The following is a 19,231-nucleotide window of genomic DNA, read 5'->3' as shown; positions in this document are numbered from 1 at the left end:
GTTTAATCGCCAATCGCGCTAGAGCATTGAAGGAGAATTCGATGGGACAAAGCGGTTTGATCACCCTCAGTACAACCACTGGCCATTCTGCGACATTGTCGGTAGACCAAGCATCCATGTTAATGGCTACTGGAGAGTTCGAGGATATTCGTCTGGACATTTTGACCGATGAGTCGATTCTGATTCTTCAGCATTACGTGCGCAATTTGATCAAGACCATTTCCAAGGTTTTGGCGCAAGTTGATCAAATTAAAGCAGACACCTTAATCAAGGAGACTGAGAAGCAACTGGATCAGATGCATAAAAAGAAGAAAGGCGGGCTGCTGGGCTTGTTGATGAAAATCTTCATGGCGATTGGGGTTGCGCTGGGCTTTATTGGGGCCTTGGTGACTTGCAATCCCACTGCAATTGTACTGCTGGCGGTCACCATCGCCGTTGCGATGGATATGTATATTTCTGAAGCTTGTGGAAAAGACCCGTTGATGATGCAAGCTATTAATGCACTGATGAAGTCACTGATTGGCGCAATGGGTGAGAAGCTTGGCGCTGCGATGGGCGCTGTGATTTTGGTCATCATTCTGGTGTTATCTGTGGTTATTTGCAGAAGCGCATCGGCCGCAACCAATACGGCCTCCAAAGTGGCAGAGGTTGCAAAAGATACTGCGAAGGTTGCAGCAGAAGCTGGAGGTGCCGCAGAAGCGGCCGCATCTAACTTGGGCAATTTGGCCAAGCTCCAATCTGCCTTGGGTGACAAGATGAAGGAAATCACAACAGCCATCGCAGAGTCTTGCGACAAAATGTGTGCTGCTGTTAAAGAACTTCTGAGTGGTAAAAGCCTGCCGTATTTTATCGATCTTTTGGAGTACACCTGCTTTGCGGCCAAGTCTGGCGTAGACATTGCTGGCTCTGTCAATCAAATCGATATCGCGAAATTAATGAAGATAGTTGAGGATCTGTCTGCCGAGGCGGATTTTGTGGCCAATCTTTGCGAGCAAATTAAAAACGGGTTGAAGCGTGAGTATGAGCGCCTTGGTCAAATTGACTCAACCCTTGGCCAACTCAACCCCATCCATGCTTAAAGGAGTCATGATGTCTGTACCCTCAGTTGGAGCAAACAACAATGCAGGCACAGCGAGCCTGCCAGCTCAAGGTTTTGGCTCTGTACAGGAGTTTCGCATTTTTGTATCTGCTTTGTCATTCCGCCCAGACATGGCTTTGCTGTATGAGATTTTGGGGTTCATGGAGCGTAGCGGTGTCAACATGCAGCACTTTCTTGACAAGTTAAATCTGGAGATTATGCGGGTTCAAAAGGATGCAAATCGGGATCGCATGTGGGGACAGATAGCAGGAGCAATCTGTAGTTTGGTGATTTCCACTGCGGCCTTAGGGTTTGGTAGCTACGGTTATTGGAACTTGATGAAAGGCGGTCGTTTGGGTAAAGACGGGGATAGCTATGTATCCAACGGCACCGCCACGATTCAGATTGCAAACTTGTTTGCAGGCTTGGGTCAGTCTGCTGGTCAGGTACCCACTGCAATCATGGAACGAAAGGCTGCAGATCAAGAAGCCGATGCGCAATTTGTCACCCGGGCGTATCAGGCCATTTTAGAGGCCTATCAGAAAAACTATGGTTTGGGCAGTGTGGTAAACGGTGCAATTTCTGCTTGAATAAAAAGGAGTGTAGGCCATGACCATTTCAATCTTTTCTACCCAAACAGTGGATGTCGGTGGTACTGCTGTATCGCGCCCGCCAGATGTTGATCCTTCTCCTCCCGCTGACCAAATTAGACAAAAACTGATTGATGTATTCACTGCCGCTGCCAACGGCGACACCATGGGCATGGTTAAAGCCTGTCTGATTCTGAAGTTGCTTTATTTGCAACAGGACCAGACGAACATGAACAACAAGGTGAAGTGGTACGGTGCCTTGGACACCATGTTGAAGAACATTGATAACGCGTTGGCGGCATTGTCCAACAAGGACCAAAATGTATCCGAAATGACGGATATCAATAAAATACTCGGTCTGGTGTTGGGATTGGGCAGTAATGCAGTCGATCCTGATGTGGCCCGATATGTGTGGAATGGACGTCAGCGCTTATCCACTCCGAGAGAGCAAACTTTTACAGTTTACAGAGGGCCAGGGTCTTCTGCACAAAGGCCATCCGATGCAATGTCCTTAGTGCCCGCAAATGTGCAGGCTGAAATTAGAGCTGGGCGTGCGCGCATTGTATCCAACGGGTCGTGGTCGGTGTATTCCGCAGGCCGAGGCTCCGGCGGCTACCGAAGGGACATTCGCGTTGCATTCGACTATGCGCAAGATGAGGGTATTGACTACATCAACCGGTATTTAAATGGTGACAAGATGAGCCAAGGTGACATCATGCGGATGAAAAATTATTTTCTGGACGTCCGTAACGCGGTGATGCATGGACAGAATGTAGAGGGCCTTTCCAGTTCCCTCAAGGCAATACTGGATGAAATTCAGCGGACCAAGGACTCGGCTCAAAATTTAAGCCAAACATTGCATCAAGCTTTGATGGCCTCTTGATAATGACAAGTGCATATATGGGGGAAACCATGGGAATCAATTCAATCAGCGCAGTGCCTTCAGCAACAGACCCTAATATGCTGACCATAAATCTTGGGAGTCAGTGGACTTTATTCATTGATGAAAAGAACTCTCAGATCATCATTCAGAACAACTTGACGGGTGGACGTTCGACGCGAATTTGGGGCGATCCACACGTCGACTTGAACAACGACGGTACCAATGATTTTGACTTCTGGAACCAGACCACTTTCAATTTGGAAGGTGGCGGTAAAATCACATTTGAAACCGAGCCATGGCAGGGCAATGCCAACATGTTTGTGGTGCGCCGTATTCTTGTGACTTATGGTAACGACGCCATGTTGGTCGATGGAATTAGTCAGAATCGTTTGGGTGACTTGAAACACACCATGTTCACAGGTCAGGCTGCGTCGATTGATGCGGCTTTGGCCGACGGTGATGGTTTTAATCTGGGTGCGAATGGGCAGCTCACAACGCACTCTGGAGATCTAGTAATCAATCAACAAAGTTCCGGTATTACGGGATTCAGGGCAGATGCTAACGAGTTTTCTTCAGGCGATCTTGCACTGCGAAATGCGTTGTATCAGCAAGTCAGCGAAACTGGATTGCTTGGAGCGATGCAGAGAATCGGAGTCAATGTGCAGCTTTGTGAGGGTGACTATAACTTAGCAGCAGCGACATCAACTTCGGATTTGGCTGGCTTGATGACATTGCAGGCTTCGCTAAGTAGATTAGGCATGGTGATGCAGAGCAACACGGGGGCTTTTGATAAAGTTATTTCGGTTGCTGCACAGAGCAGCCAAAAGATTATGCAGTCGTAATACCCAAGGGTTGCAGTCGAAAGCATGTTTAACGTTTTCTGTGAAATTCACATCAAGCGGCAGTGACTGTTAGCCATAGATCGCTGCGTTAGTTCCTGTTCATTGTATGAGTCCCCTACTCTCAATTTATGAGGCGTAGGGGATTTTTTTCGGCAATGCTGCTGCACCAGTTCCCAAATGAGTGACAAATTAATGGTCTGTGTTATGCTTTAATTTCAAACGAACGTTTGATTTATTTGCTGCGGTGAAAATACCCAGCCTCGAGCACCACGGAGCCACTTGAATGATCATCACCCAGGAACACAAGGAACTGCAGCGCACCATTGAGCGCTTCGTCGAGAACGAGATCAACCCACACATCCCAACCTGGGAGCGGGAACAGATGTTTCCGGCGCATGATCTTTTCAAGAAGATGGGTAATCTGGGTTTGCTGGGGCTGACCAAACCGGTGGAGTTTGGTGGCATGGGACTGGATTACAGCTATTCGGTGGTGGCTGCACAGGCCTTGGGGAAAATACATTGTGGTGGGGTGCCCATGGCCATTGGTGTACAAACGGACATGGCCACACCGGCACTGGCCCGCTTTGGCTCAGATGAGCTGCGCCGAGAGTTTCTGGCCCCGGCAGTTGCCGGGGACATGGTGGCTTGTATTGGCGTGTCGGAACCTGGTGCAGGCTCGGATGTGGCGGGTGTAAAAACCACGGCCCGCAAGGATGGTGGTGATTATGTGATCAACGGCAGCAAGATGTGGATTACCAATAGCCTGCAGGCTGACTGGATTTGTTTGCTGGCCAACACCAGCGATGGCAAGCCCCACCAGAACAAAAGTCTGATTATCGTGCCGATGAAGACGCCCGGCATCACGATTGAGAAAAAAATTCACAAAATCGGCATGTGGGCCTCTGACACTGGGCTCATCCATTTTGACAATGTGCGGGTGCCGCAGCGCAACCTGATTGGCGTGGAAGGGGCTGGGTTCATGTATCAGATGATCCAGTTCCAAGAGGAGCGCCTGTGGGGCGCTGCCAACAGCATTGAAGGCATGATGCATGTGCTCAATGAGACCATCCATTACACCCGGCAACGTCAGTTGTTTGGGAGCACCGTGCTGGATCAGCAAGTGGTGCATTTCACCCTGGCCGAGCTGAAAACCGAAATTGAGGCGCTTCGTGCATTGGTGTGGCAGGCCACAGAAACCTATGTGGCTGGCAGTGATGTGACCGAGCTGGCCAGCATGTGCAAGTTGAAAAGCGGTCGTCTGGTGCGCGAAGTGGCCGACAAATGCCTGCAGTTTTGGGGGGGCATGGGCTTTACCTGGGAAAACCCAGCGTCGCAGTTGTATCGCGATGGTCGCTTGATTTCGATTGGCGGCGGTGCAGACGAAGTGATGCTGGGCATCATTTGCAAATTCATGGGCATTTTGCCGGGCAAGAAAAAGAATGCCTAGAATCCGCAAACTGCTGGTTGCCAACCGCAACGAAATTGCGCGCCGCATATTGCGCGCTGCCCGCCCGCTGGGCATGACCACCGTGGCCGTCTATTCCGAAGCCGATGCGAAGGCACTCCATGTGCAGGAGGCCGATGAGGCCTATTGCCTTGGCCCTGCGCCGTCTCTGGACTCGTACCTGCGCATTGACAAGCTGATTGAGGTTGCCAAAGCCTGTGGGGCTGACGCCATTCACCCAGGTTATGGCTTTGTGTCGGAAAACCCGATGCTGGCCACTGCATGCGCCGAGGCGGGCATCACGTTGGTGGGCCCCACAGCCCAGGCGATTGCAGACATGGCCGACAAGGCCCGAGCCAAGCAGATTGCCCAAGCTGCTGGTTTGCCGTGCATTCCAGGATTTAGCGACCCAACCGCTTCGGTGGAAGCGTTGATGCAGGCTGCAGAACGCATCGGTTATCCAGTGATGATCAAGGCGTTGGCCGGGGGTGGTGGGCGCGGTATGCGCTTGGTGTTGACCGCAGGCGAATTTGCATCGCAATTGCATTCAGCCCAACTGGAGGCCAAAAATGCCTTCAACGATGACCGCGTGATGCTGGAAAAGGCAATTCTCAACCCACGGCACATTGAAATCCAGGTGTTGGCCGATACGCATGGTCATGCCATTCACTTGGGTGAGCGGGACTGCTCGGTGCAACGCCGTCACCAGAAGATTGTGGAAGAAGCCCCCAGCCCAGCTGTGAATGCCGAGTTGCGAGCACGCATGGGCGAGGCCGCATTGAAGTTGGTGAAAGCAACACAGTATGTGGGTGCGGGCACGGTGGAGTTTTTGCTGGACGCCTCCGGTGCGTTTTACTTCATCGAGATGAACACCCGATTGCAAGTGGAGCACGGTGTGACCGAGGCGATTACCGGGCTGGACATTGTGCAGTGGCAGTTGCGCATTGCAGCGGGTGAGCGCTTGAGCCTGCAGCAAGACGATGTCAGGTTCACCGGGCATTCGATTCAAGGCCGACTCTGTGCAGAAGACCCTGCGCGGGATTTCATGCCACAAACTGGACCGGTGCTGGCTTGGCAGCCCGATGATCACGCTCGCACTGACCATGCCGTGACGGTGGGGGGGGAGGTAAGCCCCTGGTATGACAGCCTGTTGGCAAAGGTGATTGTGCACGCAACCAGCCGGTTGGAGGCCTGTGAACGCCTGGCCGATGCCTTGAACCGCACTGTGCTGGTTGGTTTTGAACACAATGCGTTGTATTTGCAGCGCATTTGCAGTCACCCGGTTTTTCAGGCGGGTGAGTTTGGCACCGGGTTTCTGGCCGAGCATGCCGATGATTTGCTGGCTCCTCAGGCGTTGCTGGAGGAACAGGTTGTGGCGGCCGTGTATCTGGCCCAAGGCAGCGGGACTGAACAGTGTTGGCCAGCCAGCATGGCTGGCTTTTCCAGCACCCGCGCCTTGGTTCGACCATTGCGACTAGAGACGCAAGGTCGGGTGTTGCAGGTGCGTGTGGCGCCACTGTCGGATGCGGGGGCCTTTTCCTTGTCTGGATTGATCGATGGTGATCCCCTGGTGGTCAGCAATTGGGTGGCCACACCAGTGGCAGATGGCGTGGATGTTCGTTGCCTGATCAATGGGCAGTTCAATCGTTTCCTGCTCTTAAAGCAGGCAACGGCGCTCTGGGTGAAGCGTCATTTGAATCCGCAGGCCTTGTGTGTGCAGGACAACACCTTGGTGAGCACGGCGAGCGCCAGCGATGGTGTATTTCAGCCCTTGGTGAAAAGTCCGATGAACGGAAAAATTACCCAAGTGTTGGTTCAGCCTGGACAAACTGTAGAGCCTGGTCAGGTGTTGGTGTGCCTGGAAGCCATGAAGATGGAACACCGGATTGCAGCCAAAGTGGTTGCAGTGGTAGACCAGGTTGTTGTGCAGGTGGGTGACCAGATGGGTTTGAACCAGACCCTGGTGCTATTAAAACCTGTTCAATAAAAACCGCGATGCAGTGCAAACATAATTCAGGCTCATCCGATGAGCCTGAATTCTTTTGGAGACCGGGATGGATGATTTCTTTCGCAGTGTAGAGCGGTTTGTCAATGAGCGGATTCGGCCCAACATCAATGACTGGGATGAGGCTGGCGAGTTTCCACGTGACCTGTATCGTGAGGCCGGTGCCCTGGGCCTGTTGGGCCTGGGGTATCCCGAAGAATACGGCGGCTTTGAGTGCAGCCTGTCTGATCGCTTGCGCCTGTCCAACCTGATTTGTGATGCGGGTTCGGGCGGACTACTGGCGGGGCTGTTTTCCCACAACATCGGTTTGCCGCCGCTGATCAACCACGGTTCAGATGAATTGGTGTCCATGATTGCACCGGCGGTCTTGAAGGGTGAGGCCATCAGTGCGTTGGCCATTACTGAACCGTCTGGCGGATCTGATGTGGCCAATCTTAAAACCCGGGCCAGCTTGGTGATGGTCAATGGTGAGCCCCACTATGAAATCACCGGCGATAAGGTGTTCATCACCAGTGGTATTCGGGCGGATTGGCTGACTGTCGCTGTACGCACAGGTGAGGCTGGGGCCAAAGGCATCTCGGTGTTGATGGTGCCCGGCACTGCCCAGGGTTTGACCCGAACCCCCTTGAAGAAAACCGGCTGGTGGATGAGTGACACCGCTGCCATCCATTTTGACCGTGTACAGGTGCCCGCCAGCCATCTGGTTGGCCAGGAAAACAAGGGCTTCCGCATTGTGATGGAGAACTTCAATACCGAGCGGTTGATGCTGGCTGGCGCTTGTGTGGGATTTGCCAAAGTCTGTTTGAGAGACGCACTGGATTGGGCACAACATCGTGAAACCTTTGGTAAACATTTGATCAATCATCAGGTGATTGCCCACAAGCTGACTGACATGCGCATGAAGGTGCGTGCGACCGAAGCGTGGTTTGATGAAACGATTGCGCGGATTGACCGCGGCGACATTGACCAAACCCTGGTGGCCGACATTTGCTTGCTGAAAAACCAGGCCACCCAGACCTTGCAGCACTGTGCCAATGAGGCTGTCCAGATTTTGGGGGGGATGGGCTTCATGCGTGGCTGCGCCATTGAGCGCATCTACCGGGAGGTCAAAGTGATGTGCATTGGGGGTGGCGCAGAAGAAATCATGAAGGAGTTGGCTATTCGCCAGTTGGGGTGGTGAATGGGTGGTTTGATGGTGTCAGTGGGGCCGCATTGATCCCTCGAAAGAGGTACACTTTACGCACGGTAATGTCACGCCAGTGAATCGCTGGTGTGCAGCAAACATTGACAGCGCAGCACTGGATTTGCCTGCGAAAACTTTTCCCTTCAATAATTGTTAACAATAGTTAAATTGTAGGTAAAAATCGCATCTGTTTCGCTGCTTGGTTCAGTAAAACCCATACAACGCGGCGATTTTCGCCGTGCAATCACACACCATTGTCGGAGAATGTACTGTGGCTAACATCACTGGAATTATCAAAAGCGTACTGGGCGAGGTCACTGTTACCCGCGCTGATGGCGAACAAGTTGCACTGAAAGAAGGCGATATCATTGCGGCCGGTGACACCATCACCACGGGCGCGGAAGGTTCTGCCTACATCGAATTTCCCGCCGCCGATGGCAAGAACGCCACGGAAGGCATTTTGCAGGCCAATTCCAAGGCCACATTGAAAGACACCGACGCCGGTGCGCAGTTTGAAGTGGCGCAGGGCGACTTTGAAGTGACGTCTGACGAAACCAACAATCCAGTGGTGGCTGTTGCTGGTACCGGTGGCATGATGGGCCTGTTTGGCGCCAGCATGTTGGCGGGTGGACTGGCTGGCCCCTTGGCCGCTGCGGCTGGCGCTGCATTCGTGATTGCCGGCAACAACGACAATGGTGATGGCGGCTCCACCGGCGGTTCTGGCTCCAATGGTGATGTGGTGGGTGTTCCCGCCCCTGTTGAAACCGTGGCCAGCACCACTGGCCCGCTAGACCCCACAGTGACTGGCGTGTATACCGGCGTGTTGGATCCAGTGGCGACCCCCGCTGAGTCTTCACTGCAAGCGTTGGCACCCGTGACCAATGCCCTGGAGCCGGTGACCGGCGAGCTGGCCCCAGTAACGGACGCTGTGTCGCCCATTCTCGACCCGGTCAATACCGTTGGTACGGATGCACTGACTGGCCTTGCGCCGGTGACCACCGCGCTGGATCAAAATGTGTCGCCCATTACCGATGCACTGGACACTGCACTGTCGCCATTGACCAATGTGTTGGCTGGTGATGAGAGTGGCATGGTGACGGCTGCTGCCGATACCCTGCCCGTGAATTTGCGTGTGATTGCTGAGCAGTTGGGTGGCGGTTTGGACATGATCACGCCACAGCTGGCCGATGGGCTTGGACAGGCGGTTGCCGCACTGGACCCTGCACTTGGGCCTCTGCATGATGGTTTGGCCCAGTTGGCGAGTGCTGCTCAGCCCCTGTTTGATGGTCTGGGCCAGGCGACTGATGCGTTGCCCATGGTGTCTGAACCCCTGGCTGGTGGCATTGACCAGTTGTTCACTGCACTGGAACCAGCAACCACCCCGTTGATTGACGGACTCAATGGTGGCTTGGGTGGTGGCGCTGGCGGTGGTTTGCCCAGCTTCCCAACCACGGGTACCCCGCTGGATCAGCTGACTTCACTGCTGGACCCCTCCAGCCTGCCTTCCCTGCCCAGCGGTGGAGCAGGTGGATTGCCCAGCTTCCCCGAGACTGGCACCCCCTTGGATCAGGTGACTGCATTGCTGGATCCTTCCAGCCTGCCTTCGCTGCCCTCCGGTGGCGCTTCGGATGGCCCTACTGGAACACCTTTGGATGCGGTATTGGGCCCCGTGGCTGACGCCCTGGGCGGTGGCGCTGGCGGCTTGCCAAGCTTCCCCAGCACTGGAACGCCGTTGGATGATGTGACCGCCTTGTTGAACCCGGCCAACCTGCCGATCTCGACCGACGCCAACCCACTGGATGCGTTGACCAGCCAGTTGCCCGCCGGCGGTTTGCCCATCTGATCGACCTCAATCGTGCGGGGCTCCGACCCCCGCTTCGATGCGAGAAGGCACCCCACCAGGGGTGCCTTTTTGCTTTGTTGTGGATTTACATGCGCGCCACGCCGAACTGCATGGTTTGAACGCTGCGCTCCTGTTGCAGGCAGGCCATCAGAGCCAAGGCCAATACTTGTCGGGTATCTCGAGGGTCGATCACGCCGTCGTCCAGCAACAGTCCACTGGTGTAGAACGCGCTGGTTTGGGACTCAAAGGTGTCCACAATCTGCTTTTTCATATTGTCCAGCATGAATTCCGGCACTTCCATGCCCTTGCGTGCCGCGCTGGCCTGCATCACTGTTGCCATGGTGCCTGCGGCTTGTTCGGCCCCCATCACGGCTGTCTTGCTGTTGGGCCATGCAAACACAAAACGCGGACCAAAGGCGCGGCCGCACATTCCGTAGTTGCCAGCGCCGAAACTGGCGCCGCAGAGCAGCGTAATCTGGGGCACTGTGGCATTGCTCACAGCCTGGATCATTTTGGAGCCGTGCTTAATAATGCCGCCCTGCTCGGCATCTTTGCCCACCATGTAGCCGGTGGTGTTTTGCAAATACACGATCGGGGTGCGGGTTTGGCAGCAGTGTTGAATAAAGTGCGTTGCTTTGGTGGCACCCGCCGTGTCGATGGGCCCCAGGTTGGAAATGATGCCGATGGCCAGACCCATGATTTTGGCGTTGCCGCACAGGGTGGCACTGCCATAGTTGGCTTTGAATTCGAGGAAATCGGAATCATCCACAACTCGGGCAATGACTTCACGCATGTCCACTGGTGTTTTAATGTCTGAAGGCATGACGCCCAGCAATTCTTCACCGGGATACCGAGGCGGGGGAGCGCAAGCATCCAGCGCTGGCATGGCCGTTCGGTTGCTGGACTGCCAGTCCATTTTTTGCATCACTTCACGGGCGATGGCAATCGCATGCCGGTCGTCTTCGGCGATGTACTCACCCAGACCGGACACCGAGCAGTGCATGTCTGCCCCGCCCAGCTCCTCGTCAGTCGCTATTTCACCCGTGGCGGCTTTGAGCAATGGCGGCCCAGCCAGAAACGCACGGGCCCTGTCACGCACCATGATCACCACGTCGCTCAAGCCGGGAATGTAGGCGCCCCCCGCCGTGGATGAGCCGTGCAATACATTGATGACGGGTAGACCCGCCGCACTGAGCTTGGCCAGCCGGTAAAAATTGCCGCCGCCCAATACAAAATGTTCCACTTTGTATTTCAGCAGGTTCGCACCAGCCGATTCACCCAGGTTGACAAAGGGCAGTTTGTTTTCCAGTGCAATGTCTTGCGCGCGTTGCATCTTTTCGATGCCCATGGCTTGCAAGGCGCCGGCTTCGATGCCCGAATCGCTGGCCACCACCATGCACAGGGTTTGGGCCACAAAGCCCAACCCCGCAATAATGCCGCCACCCGGAATGCTTTTCTCCGCTTTCTGTCCGTCTTGCTGGTAGCCCGCCAAGGTGCTCAATTCCAAAAAGGGGGAGCCAGCATCCAGCAGCAAGGCCACCCGGTCGCGTGGCAACAGCTGCCCGCGTTTGGCAAATGCGGGTGCGGCTTTGGCCGAGGCATCGCGGGTGCGTTGCTCCAGTGCGCGCAATTCGGCGATGGCCGCTTGCATCGTGTTTGCATTGGCCTGAAAAGCGGGCGTGTTGGTTGAAATACTGGATTCGAGAATGGGCATGGGGAGTTCCGAAAAAAATCAAACGTTTGTTTGATTTTCAAGGCAGTCCGATTGAAAGTCAATTCGCTTGGACCGCGTTGATCAAAGTGTTAGGACTTGACTTGACGTGCCGCATCCCGCCGCTGAATCACCTCTGGAATACCGCCCAGATGAAAGCTTTGGAATGGCGGGTTGGGTTTTCCAGTACCCACTTGCCATATGCGGCGTGCATTCGGTGCTGCACCGTCTACGCGAATGCAACTGCCCGAGATGAATGCCGCTGCCGGGCTGCACAGAAATGTGAGCACCGAGGACACTTCATCCTCCAGACCCAGGCGTTGCAGCGGGATGGTTTTGTCCAGCTGCATGATGGTTTGCTTCATGGGTTCAGGATAGGTGTCCATCCCGCTGGAGGCAATGAAGCCAGGCGCAACGGCATTAACGCGCACAGGCGCCCATTCGTTGGATGCTGTTTCGGAAAAATTCAACATGCCGGCCCTGGCAGCGCCAGAGTGCCCCATGCCGGGCATGCCATTCCACATGTCGGCGATGATGTTGGTGATGGACATGTCCACCTCACCCAGGTGCAGCATCATGTACTGATTGAACACCTCGCGGGCCATGTAAAAGCCACCGGTTAGGTTGTTGCGCACGACAGTTTCCCAGCCTTTGCCGCTGATCATGTTTAGCGGTGACGGAAACTGGCCACCAGCATTGTTGATGAGGTGGTTGATTTTGCCATGCTCGGCCAGCACGGCTGCCACGGTCTCCTTGACGCGCTCTTCCTCACGGATGTCGCAACTGTGAATGCTCACTTTGACTTTGCAAGTTCGTGCAATTTCCGTTTTCACTGTTTCCAGCTTTTCAATTTTACGGCCCACCAGTGCCAGGTTGGCCCCCAGGCTGGCCAGCTCATGAGCCGTACAGCGGCCAATGCCGGAGCCGGCGCCAGTCACTAGAATGGTTTGACTTTCAAAAAGTCCGGGTCTGAAGACGGATTGAAATTGATTCACAGTGGCCTCAATGAATGCATGAGTGGATGCGGTGTGCGGGAATATCGTTTGAGGAAACAGCAAACAACTATTCAAACGAACGTTTGATTGTTATTCTAACCACGATTCAACGGGGATGCCTTGCTGAGGATACAACTTCCCGATTTCATTGTTTGCACTTTTTCGGAATCACCATGACCCGAACCATCAAGATTGGCGGCGCCTGCGGCTTTTGGGGTGACAGCAGCCTGGGCACCGAGCAGTTGCTGAACGTGCCTGGTATTCAGTACATCACGTACGACTATTTGGCGGAATTGACCCTGGCCATCATGGCGGGCATGCGCATGAAAAACCCGGAACATGGGTATGCGCTGGACTTTGTCGAGTTGATGAAGAAAGCGCTACCGGTTGCCAAGGCTCGCGGTATTCGTATCATCGCCAATGCCGGTGGATTGAATCCGCTGGCTTGTGCCGGTGCACTGAAACAGGCGCTGAGCGACGCCGGTTGCGAGGTCACGATTGGCGTTGTGAGTGGCGACGATGCATCCACCACACTGGCACAGTTGCGCAGGGATGGCGCAGAACTGCGTGATCAGCACACTGGGCAGGCAGCGCCGCCATTTTTTTTGACAGCCAACGCCTACCTGGGTGCGTTTCCGATTTCGGCAGCATTGAAAGCCGGCGCTGACATCGTGATTACGGGTCGGGTGGTCGACAGTGCCATGGTGCTGGGTGCTTTGGTGCATGAATTCAATTGGACGCCACAGGATTTGGATCAGCTGGCGCAGGGCAGCCTGGCTGGGCATATGGTGGAATGCGGTGCGCAGGCAACCGGTGGTCTGTTCACCGACTGGGAACAAGTGCCTGATTGGGCGAATATTGGTTACCCGGTGGTGGATGTGCAAGCGGACGGCAGCTTTGAATTGAGCAAACCGGACAACACCGGTGGCTTGGTGAATGTGGCTGTGGCGACCGAGCAAATGTTGTATGAAATTCACGATCCAGCCCGCTACGCGTTGCCGGATGTGGTGTGCGATTTCACGTCGGTCCACATGACACAGACTGCCGAAAACCGGGTGCGGATTGCCGGTGCCAAAGGCATTGCACCGAGTGAATTGTACAAAGTGTGCGCCACCTATCCCGAGGGTTTTCGTTGCATCGGATTGCTGTCTGTATCGGGTTTTGATGCCGCAGCCAAAGCGCGACGCACCGGCGAAGCGATTCTGGAACGTACCCGTGCCATGTTCAAGCGACAAGGCCTGGCAGACTATACCCGCGCTCACATTGAAGTGCTGGGCACCGAGACAGATCTCGGCCCCCACAGCAAGACACCAGCGGGGCATGAAGCTGTATTGCGTGTGGCAGTGACTCACATGGACAAAAAAGCCTTGTCCATTTTTTCGCGCGAAGTGGCTCCGGCAGGCACCAGTTATGCACCCGGTACCAGCGGAAACTTTGGCATGGGTCGGCCCAATGTGGTGCCTTTGGTGAAACTGTTCAGCACCTTCGTTCCCAAGCATTTGCAAGTACCCAAGGTGAGCGTTGGTGATGTGGTGTTGGACTATCAAGAACCCGATCATCCCGTCAACAGCGTCGCTGGTATACAGGCTCATGCTGTGAGCCCAACATTCAAATCCGTGGACATTCCAGCGGAATTGAAGGGCAAGCCGCTGATCATGATTGCCCATGGTCGTAGCGGCGACAAGGGCAACACCAGCAACGTGGGTTTGGTGGCCCGAAAACCAGCTTGGTATGAACTGCTGAAATACGTGGCACGCCCAGACCGTGTACAGGCTTATCTCGCGCATTGGGTCGGTGGACCCATTCACCTCTATGAGTGTCCTCAAGTTCAGGCCATTAACCTCGTTATAGAAGGTGCACTGGACGGTGGTGGCATGGCCTCCATGCGAAACGACCCATTGGGCAAGGCCATGGCACAGGTGGTGCTCACCATGCCCATACAATGAATTCGCGGTAATTGAATTTCTCGGGGGCATCCTCCCGCAGTTGGGGGGAGAGCCCCGGATGTGCGCCCCCTCAGCTTAGTTATCTTTTTCCTACACAGTGGTTCCGTTGAAGTGTCTGTAGGGCCAAACGCAGGGCCTGAACCACCACTCAACGGAGATCACATCATGACTTTCAAGAAAATCGCTTTGGTTGCCGCCATTTCTGCTTTCACACTGCCCACCGTGTCCTACGCCGCTGAAGCCAGCCTGATGGGCTGGGGCAGCGCCTTTGCCAATGCCTATGCACAAGGTCAGCAGGCGGCTGCACAAGGTTCTGGCAATGCAGAATTCAAAGTAAGTTTTGTTCGTGCCCCAGCCGCACCGGCGCCAACCAGCGATGCAAAGCCCGCCCCAGCCCCTGAGGCCAAACCAGCGCCTGCACCCACAGCGGATTCAACACCCGCCAAAACCGATTCGCCCAGCACCCCCGACTCTGCAAAAACAGAGCAGGGCACCAAGCAGGCTTCGGATGCTGGTCAAGATTCCGCAAAACAGGCTTCCGCCTCTGCAGCAGCCAACCTGACCGCCAGCCTGGAATTGAATGGCGATGGCATGAACGCTGCTGCGGCAAAGCTGGATCAAGCTTACCAAACAGGCGGTGCCATGGTTGAGGGTGTGACCAACAAAGTATTGGGTGCTGCACAAGGCTTGGCCGACCAAATGGGCGGCATGAACTTGGCTGCCAATGCGGCTGGCAGCGGTTCACTGGATGTGGCTGGTTTGGCCAACCTGAATGCCGCTGGCAACCTCAGCACCACAGCCAGCCTGATGAGCGCTGGTCAGTTGAGCGCGCTGACTGCCGTAACGTCGAGCGTGATCCAGAACGTGGTGGCATCCCGCCCCACATCGCTGGTTGGTTTGTTGCGCTGAGATGCAGAGCACCCTGAGAAAGCCCGGCCTGTGTGCCGGGTTTTTTCATTCAAGTAGACAGGAAAAACTCCACCACTTTGGTGGTGAGTGTGTCAAGGTTCTCACCCTTGCGGGGTTTGAACCAGGTCACCATGAAGTTCATCGCACCCAGAACCATCAGGCGTGCGAACTTGGTGTCAGCACCCAAGTGTCCCGCCTCGCTCAAGCCGTTGACAGCCGATTGCCAAATGGCATCGTATTCGTCCTTGGTGGCAATCAACCGGCGTTGGTGCACGGCGTCCAGGCAGCGCCAGTTGTATAGCATTACCGGAATGAAATCATTGCCCGGTTCCAGAATGATACTGAGGTGCACCTTGACCAAGGCTGCGAATTGAGCCTCTGCTCGCAGCGAAGGGTCCACCACCGCCCGTGTTTTTTCCAGGCCTTGCCGAAGGCCTTCCTCCACCACGGCCACCAGAATGTCCTGCTTGCTGGCAAAGTGGTAAAAGGGGCTGCCGCACTGCATGCCCACTGCGTTGGCGATGGCGCGCATGCTGGCACCATCGTAACCCTTGTCCCGAAACAACTTGGCAGCGGCGCGAACAATTTCGCCCCGACGCCCGTCATCGCCTTTCTGTTCTTTGCTGGTTTTTGCCACGTTCAATGCCTTTGAGGTTTTAAATTCAATTCCATCCATTGGTGGGGGATGCCCACTTCCTCGTGTGGTGCGCCACTGGTGACAAACCCATGCCGTGCATAAAAGGCAACAGCATGTGCTTGCGCACTCAGGCGCACCGTGGGGTGACCCTGTGCCCGGGCCTTCCCGATCAATGTGTTCAACAACGCTGCGCCAATGCCGTGCTTTCGGTGTTCGCGCAACACGGCCATGCGGCCAATTTTGCCCTCGGGCAACAAGCGTGCAGTGCCCACCGCCTGTCCGTTGATCCAAGCAATGGCATGCATGCTCACTCCATCGCTGTCATCCCACTCCTCGTGTTCGGGGATGCCTTGCTCGTCAATAAAAACAGAACGGCGAATGGGCTTGGCCCACTCGCCGTTGATGTCCCAGCCTGCGCAGTCAATTCTGAGCATGGCGTGTCGGCCATCGGCGCATGAATTAGCCGAGTGCTGCCAGGTCAGCGTCGACTTTTTCCAGCATTTCAGGGGTGATCATGCCGCCAGAGAAGTTGGCCACCACGGCCAATGGAAAACCTTTGCCCATGCCGATCTGGGGGTGTGTGGAAATGCCGGGCATGTGCTTTTCCAGAATGGCTTTGGTCGCGTCGTTGTCCAGCAGGTCGCCCAGTTTGGATTGGGTAGAAAATGCCATGAGTCTTGTCTCCTAGAAATTGGAATGAACAACAATTCAAACAAACGATTGAATTATTCAGCCCATTCTAGTCGAAGAATTGCTCAGCTGTAACGTTTTTTGAGTGCTTCGAGGGAATTTGCGTGCGCCTGGTCAATGCTGGTGCTGGAATCGATCGAGATGTGGAGATTGCGCACCAACCCGTCTTTCAAGCTGTAAACCCAGCCGTGCACGGTCAAGTCTTGTCCACGCTCCCAGGCGTCTTCAATCAGGGTGCTTTCGCACATGCGCTTGACTTGCTCAATCACGTTGAGTTCACACAACTGGTCGAAACGGCGCTGCTCGTCGGCAGGGGTGTTGGTGGTCAGGCCATGGTGCCGTGCAATTTGGTGGATGGGGCGAATCCAGGCATCCGCCAGGCCAATGCGGTCACCCCGCAGTGCCATGCGTACCCCGGAGCAGCCGTAATGGCCACAAATGATGATGTGCTTTACCTGCAGTACTTCCACGGCAAACTGGGTGGCGGACTGCCCGTTGAGGTCGCCGTGGAATACCTGGTTGGCCACATTGCGGTGAACAAACACTTCGCCAGGTTGCAGGTTCACAATGGTGTTGGCTGGCACTCGGCTATCTGAACAGCCAATCCAGTAATACTCGGGAAATTGTTGGTCTTGCAGACGCTTGAAGAAATCGGGATCGCGGTCAACCTGGGCGGTGGCCCATTCGGCGTTGGACGCCAAGAGGTGATTGAGGTCTTTGGGCACAGGGCACTCGTCGAAGGTGAAGTGTGCCCAGTGTAGCGCAGTGCAACACTGGGCGGTGCTGTGCAAAAGCCTGTTTAATCGATTTGACCGATGTAGCTGAAGGAATACACGCTGTCCGGGCTGGCGGTGGTGCTGCCTGTGGTGTAACCCAACTGGAATGCGGAGGTTTTCCCGGCAGCAAAAATCAAGGAGGCCGACCGTTCGCGACGTTCTTCCGAGGTTTTGAGCAAGCGGTCTCGCCGGCTGGCATTCAGGTTGAAAATTACGCTGTTGGTCAGTGGGAAGCTGGTGCCCAGGGTCAGGTAGTTGCCGTCTTGCAGGGGCAGCGTGGGCGTTTGCCCATAATACTGGCGGCCCAGTGTGCCAGTGATGGCCACACCACTGTCGAACCGGTAGGTGTTGTCTGCCTGAATGGCATAGTCCGTTTTGCCGGTGCCCAGGCCTTCCTGTTCGTTGCCCGTGGGCAATTTCACCAGGCCCGTGGCAGCCAATGCATAGCCTTTTGAAGAAATGCCGCCGACCAGGTCTTTGGACAAGCTCACCAGCATGTCGCCGACACCGCTCACCTTGCGAGTGGCGTTGCCAGCATTGCCAGTCACTGTGCCGCCCACAAAAGTACCGGGGCCTTCCAGGGAAATGTAAGGTACATACACCGATGCCCGGTAGTCGTCGCCCACGTAGGTCGCAGCCACCGTGAATGACCTGGCCTTGGTTTCGCGGGCCTGACCAAATTTGCCTTTCAGGCTGTCAAAACTGGTGGTGAGCAGCAGGCCGGTGTCGTCTGCCTGTGCATGGCCAAAAGCTGCTGCAGCGCAAGTGGCCAGCAGCAAGCGTGTGAATGTGTGCTCCATCCCTCTCTCCTTTTATTGTGGAAACAGTATGAAGCAAATTCAACGCCTTGGGCTTCCTTCAAATGGTGGAGGGTAAAGTTACCGACAACGCTGTCAGATTCGGGCTCTAGGGTTGAGCCTGGGCCACTTGAAGCCCCTTGGCTGCAGACCGTGCGACCAACTGCTCGGCAAAGGCCACATGGTCGCCACGCAGGCTGTTGCTGCTGTTGTGCTCCGGGTCGCTGGCGGAGAAATCCTGGCGGATGTCTCTCAACCGGTCCAGCACGGCGGCGTATTGCTCGGGCATGACCTTGGCCACATAAGCCAGGCCTACCAAGTCAGCCAGGGTTTCTTCAAACTGGGTATTGCTGGAAAACATCACCCCCAATTGCTGTTCCAGCGCTTGCCGGGCGCTGGCTCGGCGACCGGGCTCTGCCAGCATGCAATGGGTGAGTTCATGCCCGCTGGAGAAGGCGAGAAAAGCCTGGCTGGCCCCTTCCGCCCCCGCGTTCACGAAGTGAGACCACACGCGCTTGGCATCGTCGTTGTGGTTGATGTGGACCACACAGGCTTTGCTGCCGCCATAAGTCAGAAACGGCGATGGGTTTTTCAGCAGGCTGTCCCGAAACTTCACCCGTTGGGCATCAATCTGGAAGTACTGTGCAAATTGCTGCAACTCGCCTTGCAGGGCTTGGGTGTCGGGCAACGAGGCCTGGGGTGTAAACAGGCTGATCAATCCAAAAAATAATCCGCTCCACATGGTCGGTCCCCACATTCGTTCCTCATGAAGGTTCATCGGCGGGGCGCTTGGCCAGGCGCATTGCCCGAAGCGGTGTGGCCCCGGAATGGGGAGGCCCGTCTGAGGGGGCATGAAGGGATTTCGTAACCGCTGCTGGGTGGGCAGACGTGTCACAATTCAG

At 55.3% G+C, this 19,231-nt stretch carries 18 protein-coding genes; 10 read left to right on the top strand and 8 right to left on the bottom strand.

All coding sequences use genetic code 11. From position 1 onward, the window contains the following. The first annotated feature begins 41 nt into the window (after positions 1-41). The 8 genes from sctE to NQT62_RS03605 all read left to right on the top strand — a co-directional run bounded on the left by sctE (position 42) and on the right by NQT62_RS03605 (position 9,868). Positions 42-1,079: a type III secretion system translocon subunit SseC family protein gene (gene sctE, locus NQT62_RS03640; protein WP_256763212.1), complete on the top strand. Its 1,038-nt coding sequence runs from the start codon at positions 42-44 to the stop codon at positions 1,077-1,079. 7 nt (positions 1,080-1,086) lie between these two features. Further along, complete coding sequence (locus NQT62_RS03635; protein ID WP_256763211.1) at positions 1,087-1,668, top strand: hypothetical protein; 582 nt, start codon at positions 1,087-1,089, stop codon at positions 1,666-1,668. Between the two features lie 19 nt (positions 1,669-1,687). After that, a complete protein-coding gene (locus NQT62_RS03630; RefSeq protein ID WP_256763210.1) occupies positions 1,688-2,551 on the top strand; it encodes a hypothetical protein in 864 nt (287 codons plus the stop codon). A gap of 29 nt (positions 2,552-2,580) precedes the next feature. After that, positions 2,581-3,393 carry a DUF1521 domain-containing protein gene (locus NQT62_RS03625; protein WP_256763209.1) on the top strand — a complete coding sequence of 271 codons (813 nt, stop codon included), beginning with the start codon at positions 2,581-2,583 and terminating at the stop codon, positions 3,391-3,393. 283 nt (positions 3,394-3,676) lie between these two features. Next, entirely contained in the window at positions 3,677-4,840 is a 1,164-nt protein-coding gene (locus NQT62_RS03620) for an acyl-CoA dehydrogenase family protein (protein WP_256763208.1), read from the top strand. After that, positions 4,833-6,824 (top strand): acetyl/propionyl/methylcrotonyl-CoA carboxylase subunit alpha, encoded by a 1,992-nt coding sequence (locus NQT62_RS03615; protein WP_256763207.1) that lies wholly within the window; start codon positions 4,833-4,835, stop codon positions 6,822-6,824. Before NQT62_RS03620 ends, NQT62_RS03615 begins: the two co-directional genes overlap by 8 nt. A 67-nt stretch (positions 6,825-6,891) precedes the next feature. Next, on the top strand, positions 6,892-8,022 hold the full coding sequence (locus tag NQT62_RS03610) for an acyl-CoA dehydrogenase family protein (RefSeq protein WP_256763206.1): 1,131 nt from the start codon (positions 6,892-6,894) through the stop codon (positions 8,020-8,022). 274 nt (positions 8,023-8,296) lie between these two features. Then, positions 8,297-9,868, top strand: a complete 1,572-nt coding sequence (locus tag NQT62_RS03605; protein WP_256763205.1) for a FecR family protein — start codon at positions 8,297-8,299, stop codon at positions 9,866-9,868. 85 nt (positions 9,869-9,953) lie between these two features. Here NQT62_RS03605 and NQT62_RS03600 read toward each other — a convergent pair whose 3' ends face one another. Together NQT62_RS03600 and NQT62_RS03595 are read right to left on the bottom strand one after the other, a co-directional pair. Further along, positions 9,954-11,582 carry an acyl-CoA carboxylase subunit beta gene (locus NQT62_RS03600; RefSeq protein WP_256763204.1) on the bottom strand — a complete coding sequence of 543 codons (1,629 nt, stop codon included), beginning with the start codon at positions 11,580-11,582 and terminating at the stop codon, positions 9,954-9,956. Between the two features lie 89 nt (positions 11,583-11,671). After that, the gene (locus tag NQT62_RS03595; RefSeq protein WP_256763202.1) at positions 11,672-12,574 is read right to left on the bottom strand and encodes an SDR family oxidoreductase; all 903 of its coding nucleotides are present in this window, start codon (positions 12,572-12,574) and stop codon (positions 11,672-11,674) included. A gap of 173 nt (positions 12,575-12,747) precedes the next feature. Between NQT62_RS03595 and NQT62_RS03590 the strand changes: the two genes are divergently transcribed. Together NQT62_RS03590 and NQT62_RS03585 are read left to right on the top strand one after the other, a co-directional pair. Beyond that, a complete protein-coding gene (locus NQT62_RS03590; protein WP_256763201.1) occupies positions 12,748-14,520 on the top strand; it encodes an acyclic terpene utilization AtuA family protein in 1,773 nt (590 codons plus the stop codon). A 165-nt stretch (positions 14,521-14,685) separates the two neighbouring features. Next, on the top strand, positions 14,686-15,429 hold the full coding sequence (locus NQT62_RS03585; RefSeq protein ID WP_256763200.1) for a hypothetical protein: 744 nt from the start codon (positions 14,686-14,688) through the stop codon (positions 15,427-15,429). A 49-nt stretch (positions 15,430-15,478) separates the two neighbouring features. Here NQT62_RS03585 and NQT62_RS03580 read toward each other — a convergent pair whose 3' ends face one another. From NQT62_RS03580 to NQT62_RS03555, 6 genes are all read right to left on the bottom strand, one after another. Further along, entirely contained in the window at positions 15,479-16,066 is a 588-nt protein-coding gene (locus NQT62_RS03580; protein ID WP_256763199.1) for a TetR/AcrR family transcriptional regulator, read from the bottom strand. Between the two features lie 2 nt (positions 16,067-16,068). Then, positions 16,069-16,500, bottom strand: coding sequence for a GNAT family N-acetyltransferase (locus NQT62_RS03575; RefSeq protein WP_256763198.1), 432 nt, complete (start codon positions 16,498-16,500; stop codon positions 16,069-16,071). A gap of 25 nt (positions 16,501-16,525) precedes the next feature. Continuing rightward, positions 16,526-16,738, bottom strand: a complete 213-nt coding sequence (locus NQT62_RS03570) for a hypothetical protein (RefSeq protein WP_256763197.1) — start codon at positions 16,736-16,738, stop codon at positions 16,526-16,528. Positions 16,739-16,821: 83 nt separating this feature from the next. Further along, on the bottom strand, positions 16,822-17,481 hold the full coding sequence (locus NQT62_RS03565; protein ID WP_370569120.1) for a carbonic anhydrase: 660 nt from the start codon (positions 17,479-17,481) through the stop codon (positions 16,822-16,824). Between the two features lie 74 nt (positions 17,482-17,555). Continuing rightward, on the bottom strand, positions 17,556-18,332 hold the full coding sequence (locus tag NQT62_RS03560; protein WP_256763196.1) for a hypothetical protein: 777 nt from the start codon (positions 18,330-18,332) through the stop codon (positions 17,556-17,558). Between the two features lie 106 nt (positions 18,333-18,438). After that, positions 18,439-19,086 (bottom strand): hypothetical protein, encoded by a 648-nt coding sequence (locus tag NQT62_RS03555; RefSeq protein ID WP_256763195.1) that lies wholly within the window; start codon positions 19,084-19,086, stop codon positions 18,439-18,441. Positions 19,087-19,231: the final 145 nt, after the last annotated feature.

It is taken from the genome of Limnobacter humi (genome assembly GCF_024518835.1).
GTDB classification, from domain to species: domain Bacteria; phylum Pseudomonadota; class Gammaproteobacteria; order Burkholderiales; family Burkholderiaceae_B; genus Limnobacter; species Limnobacter humi.
This window is presented reverse-complemented; position numbering and strand designations above follow the sequence as displayed.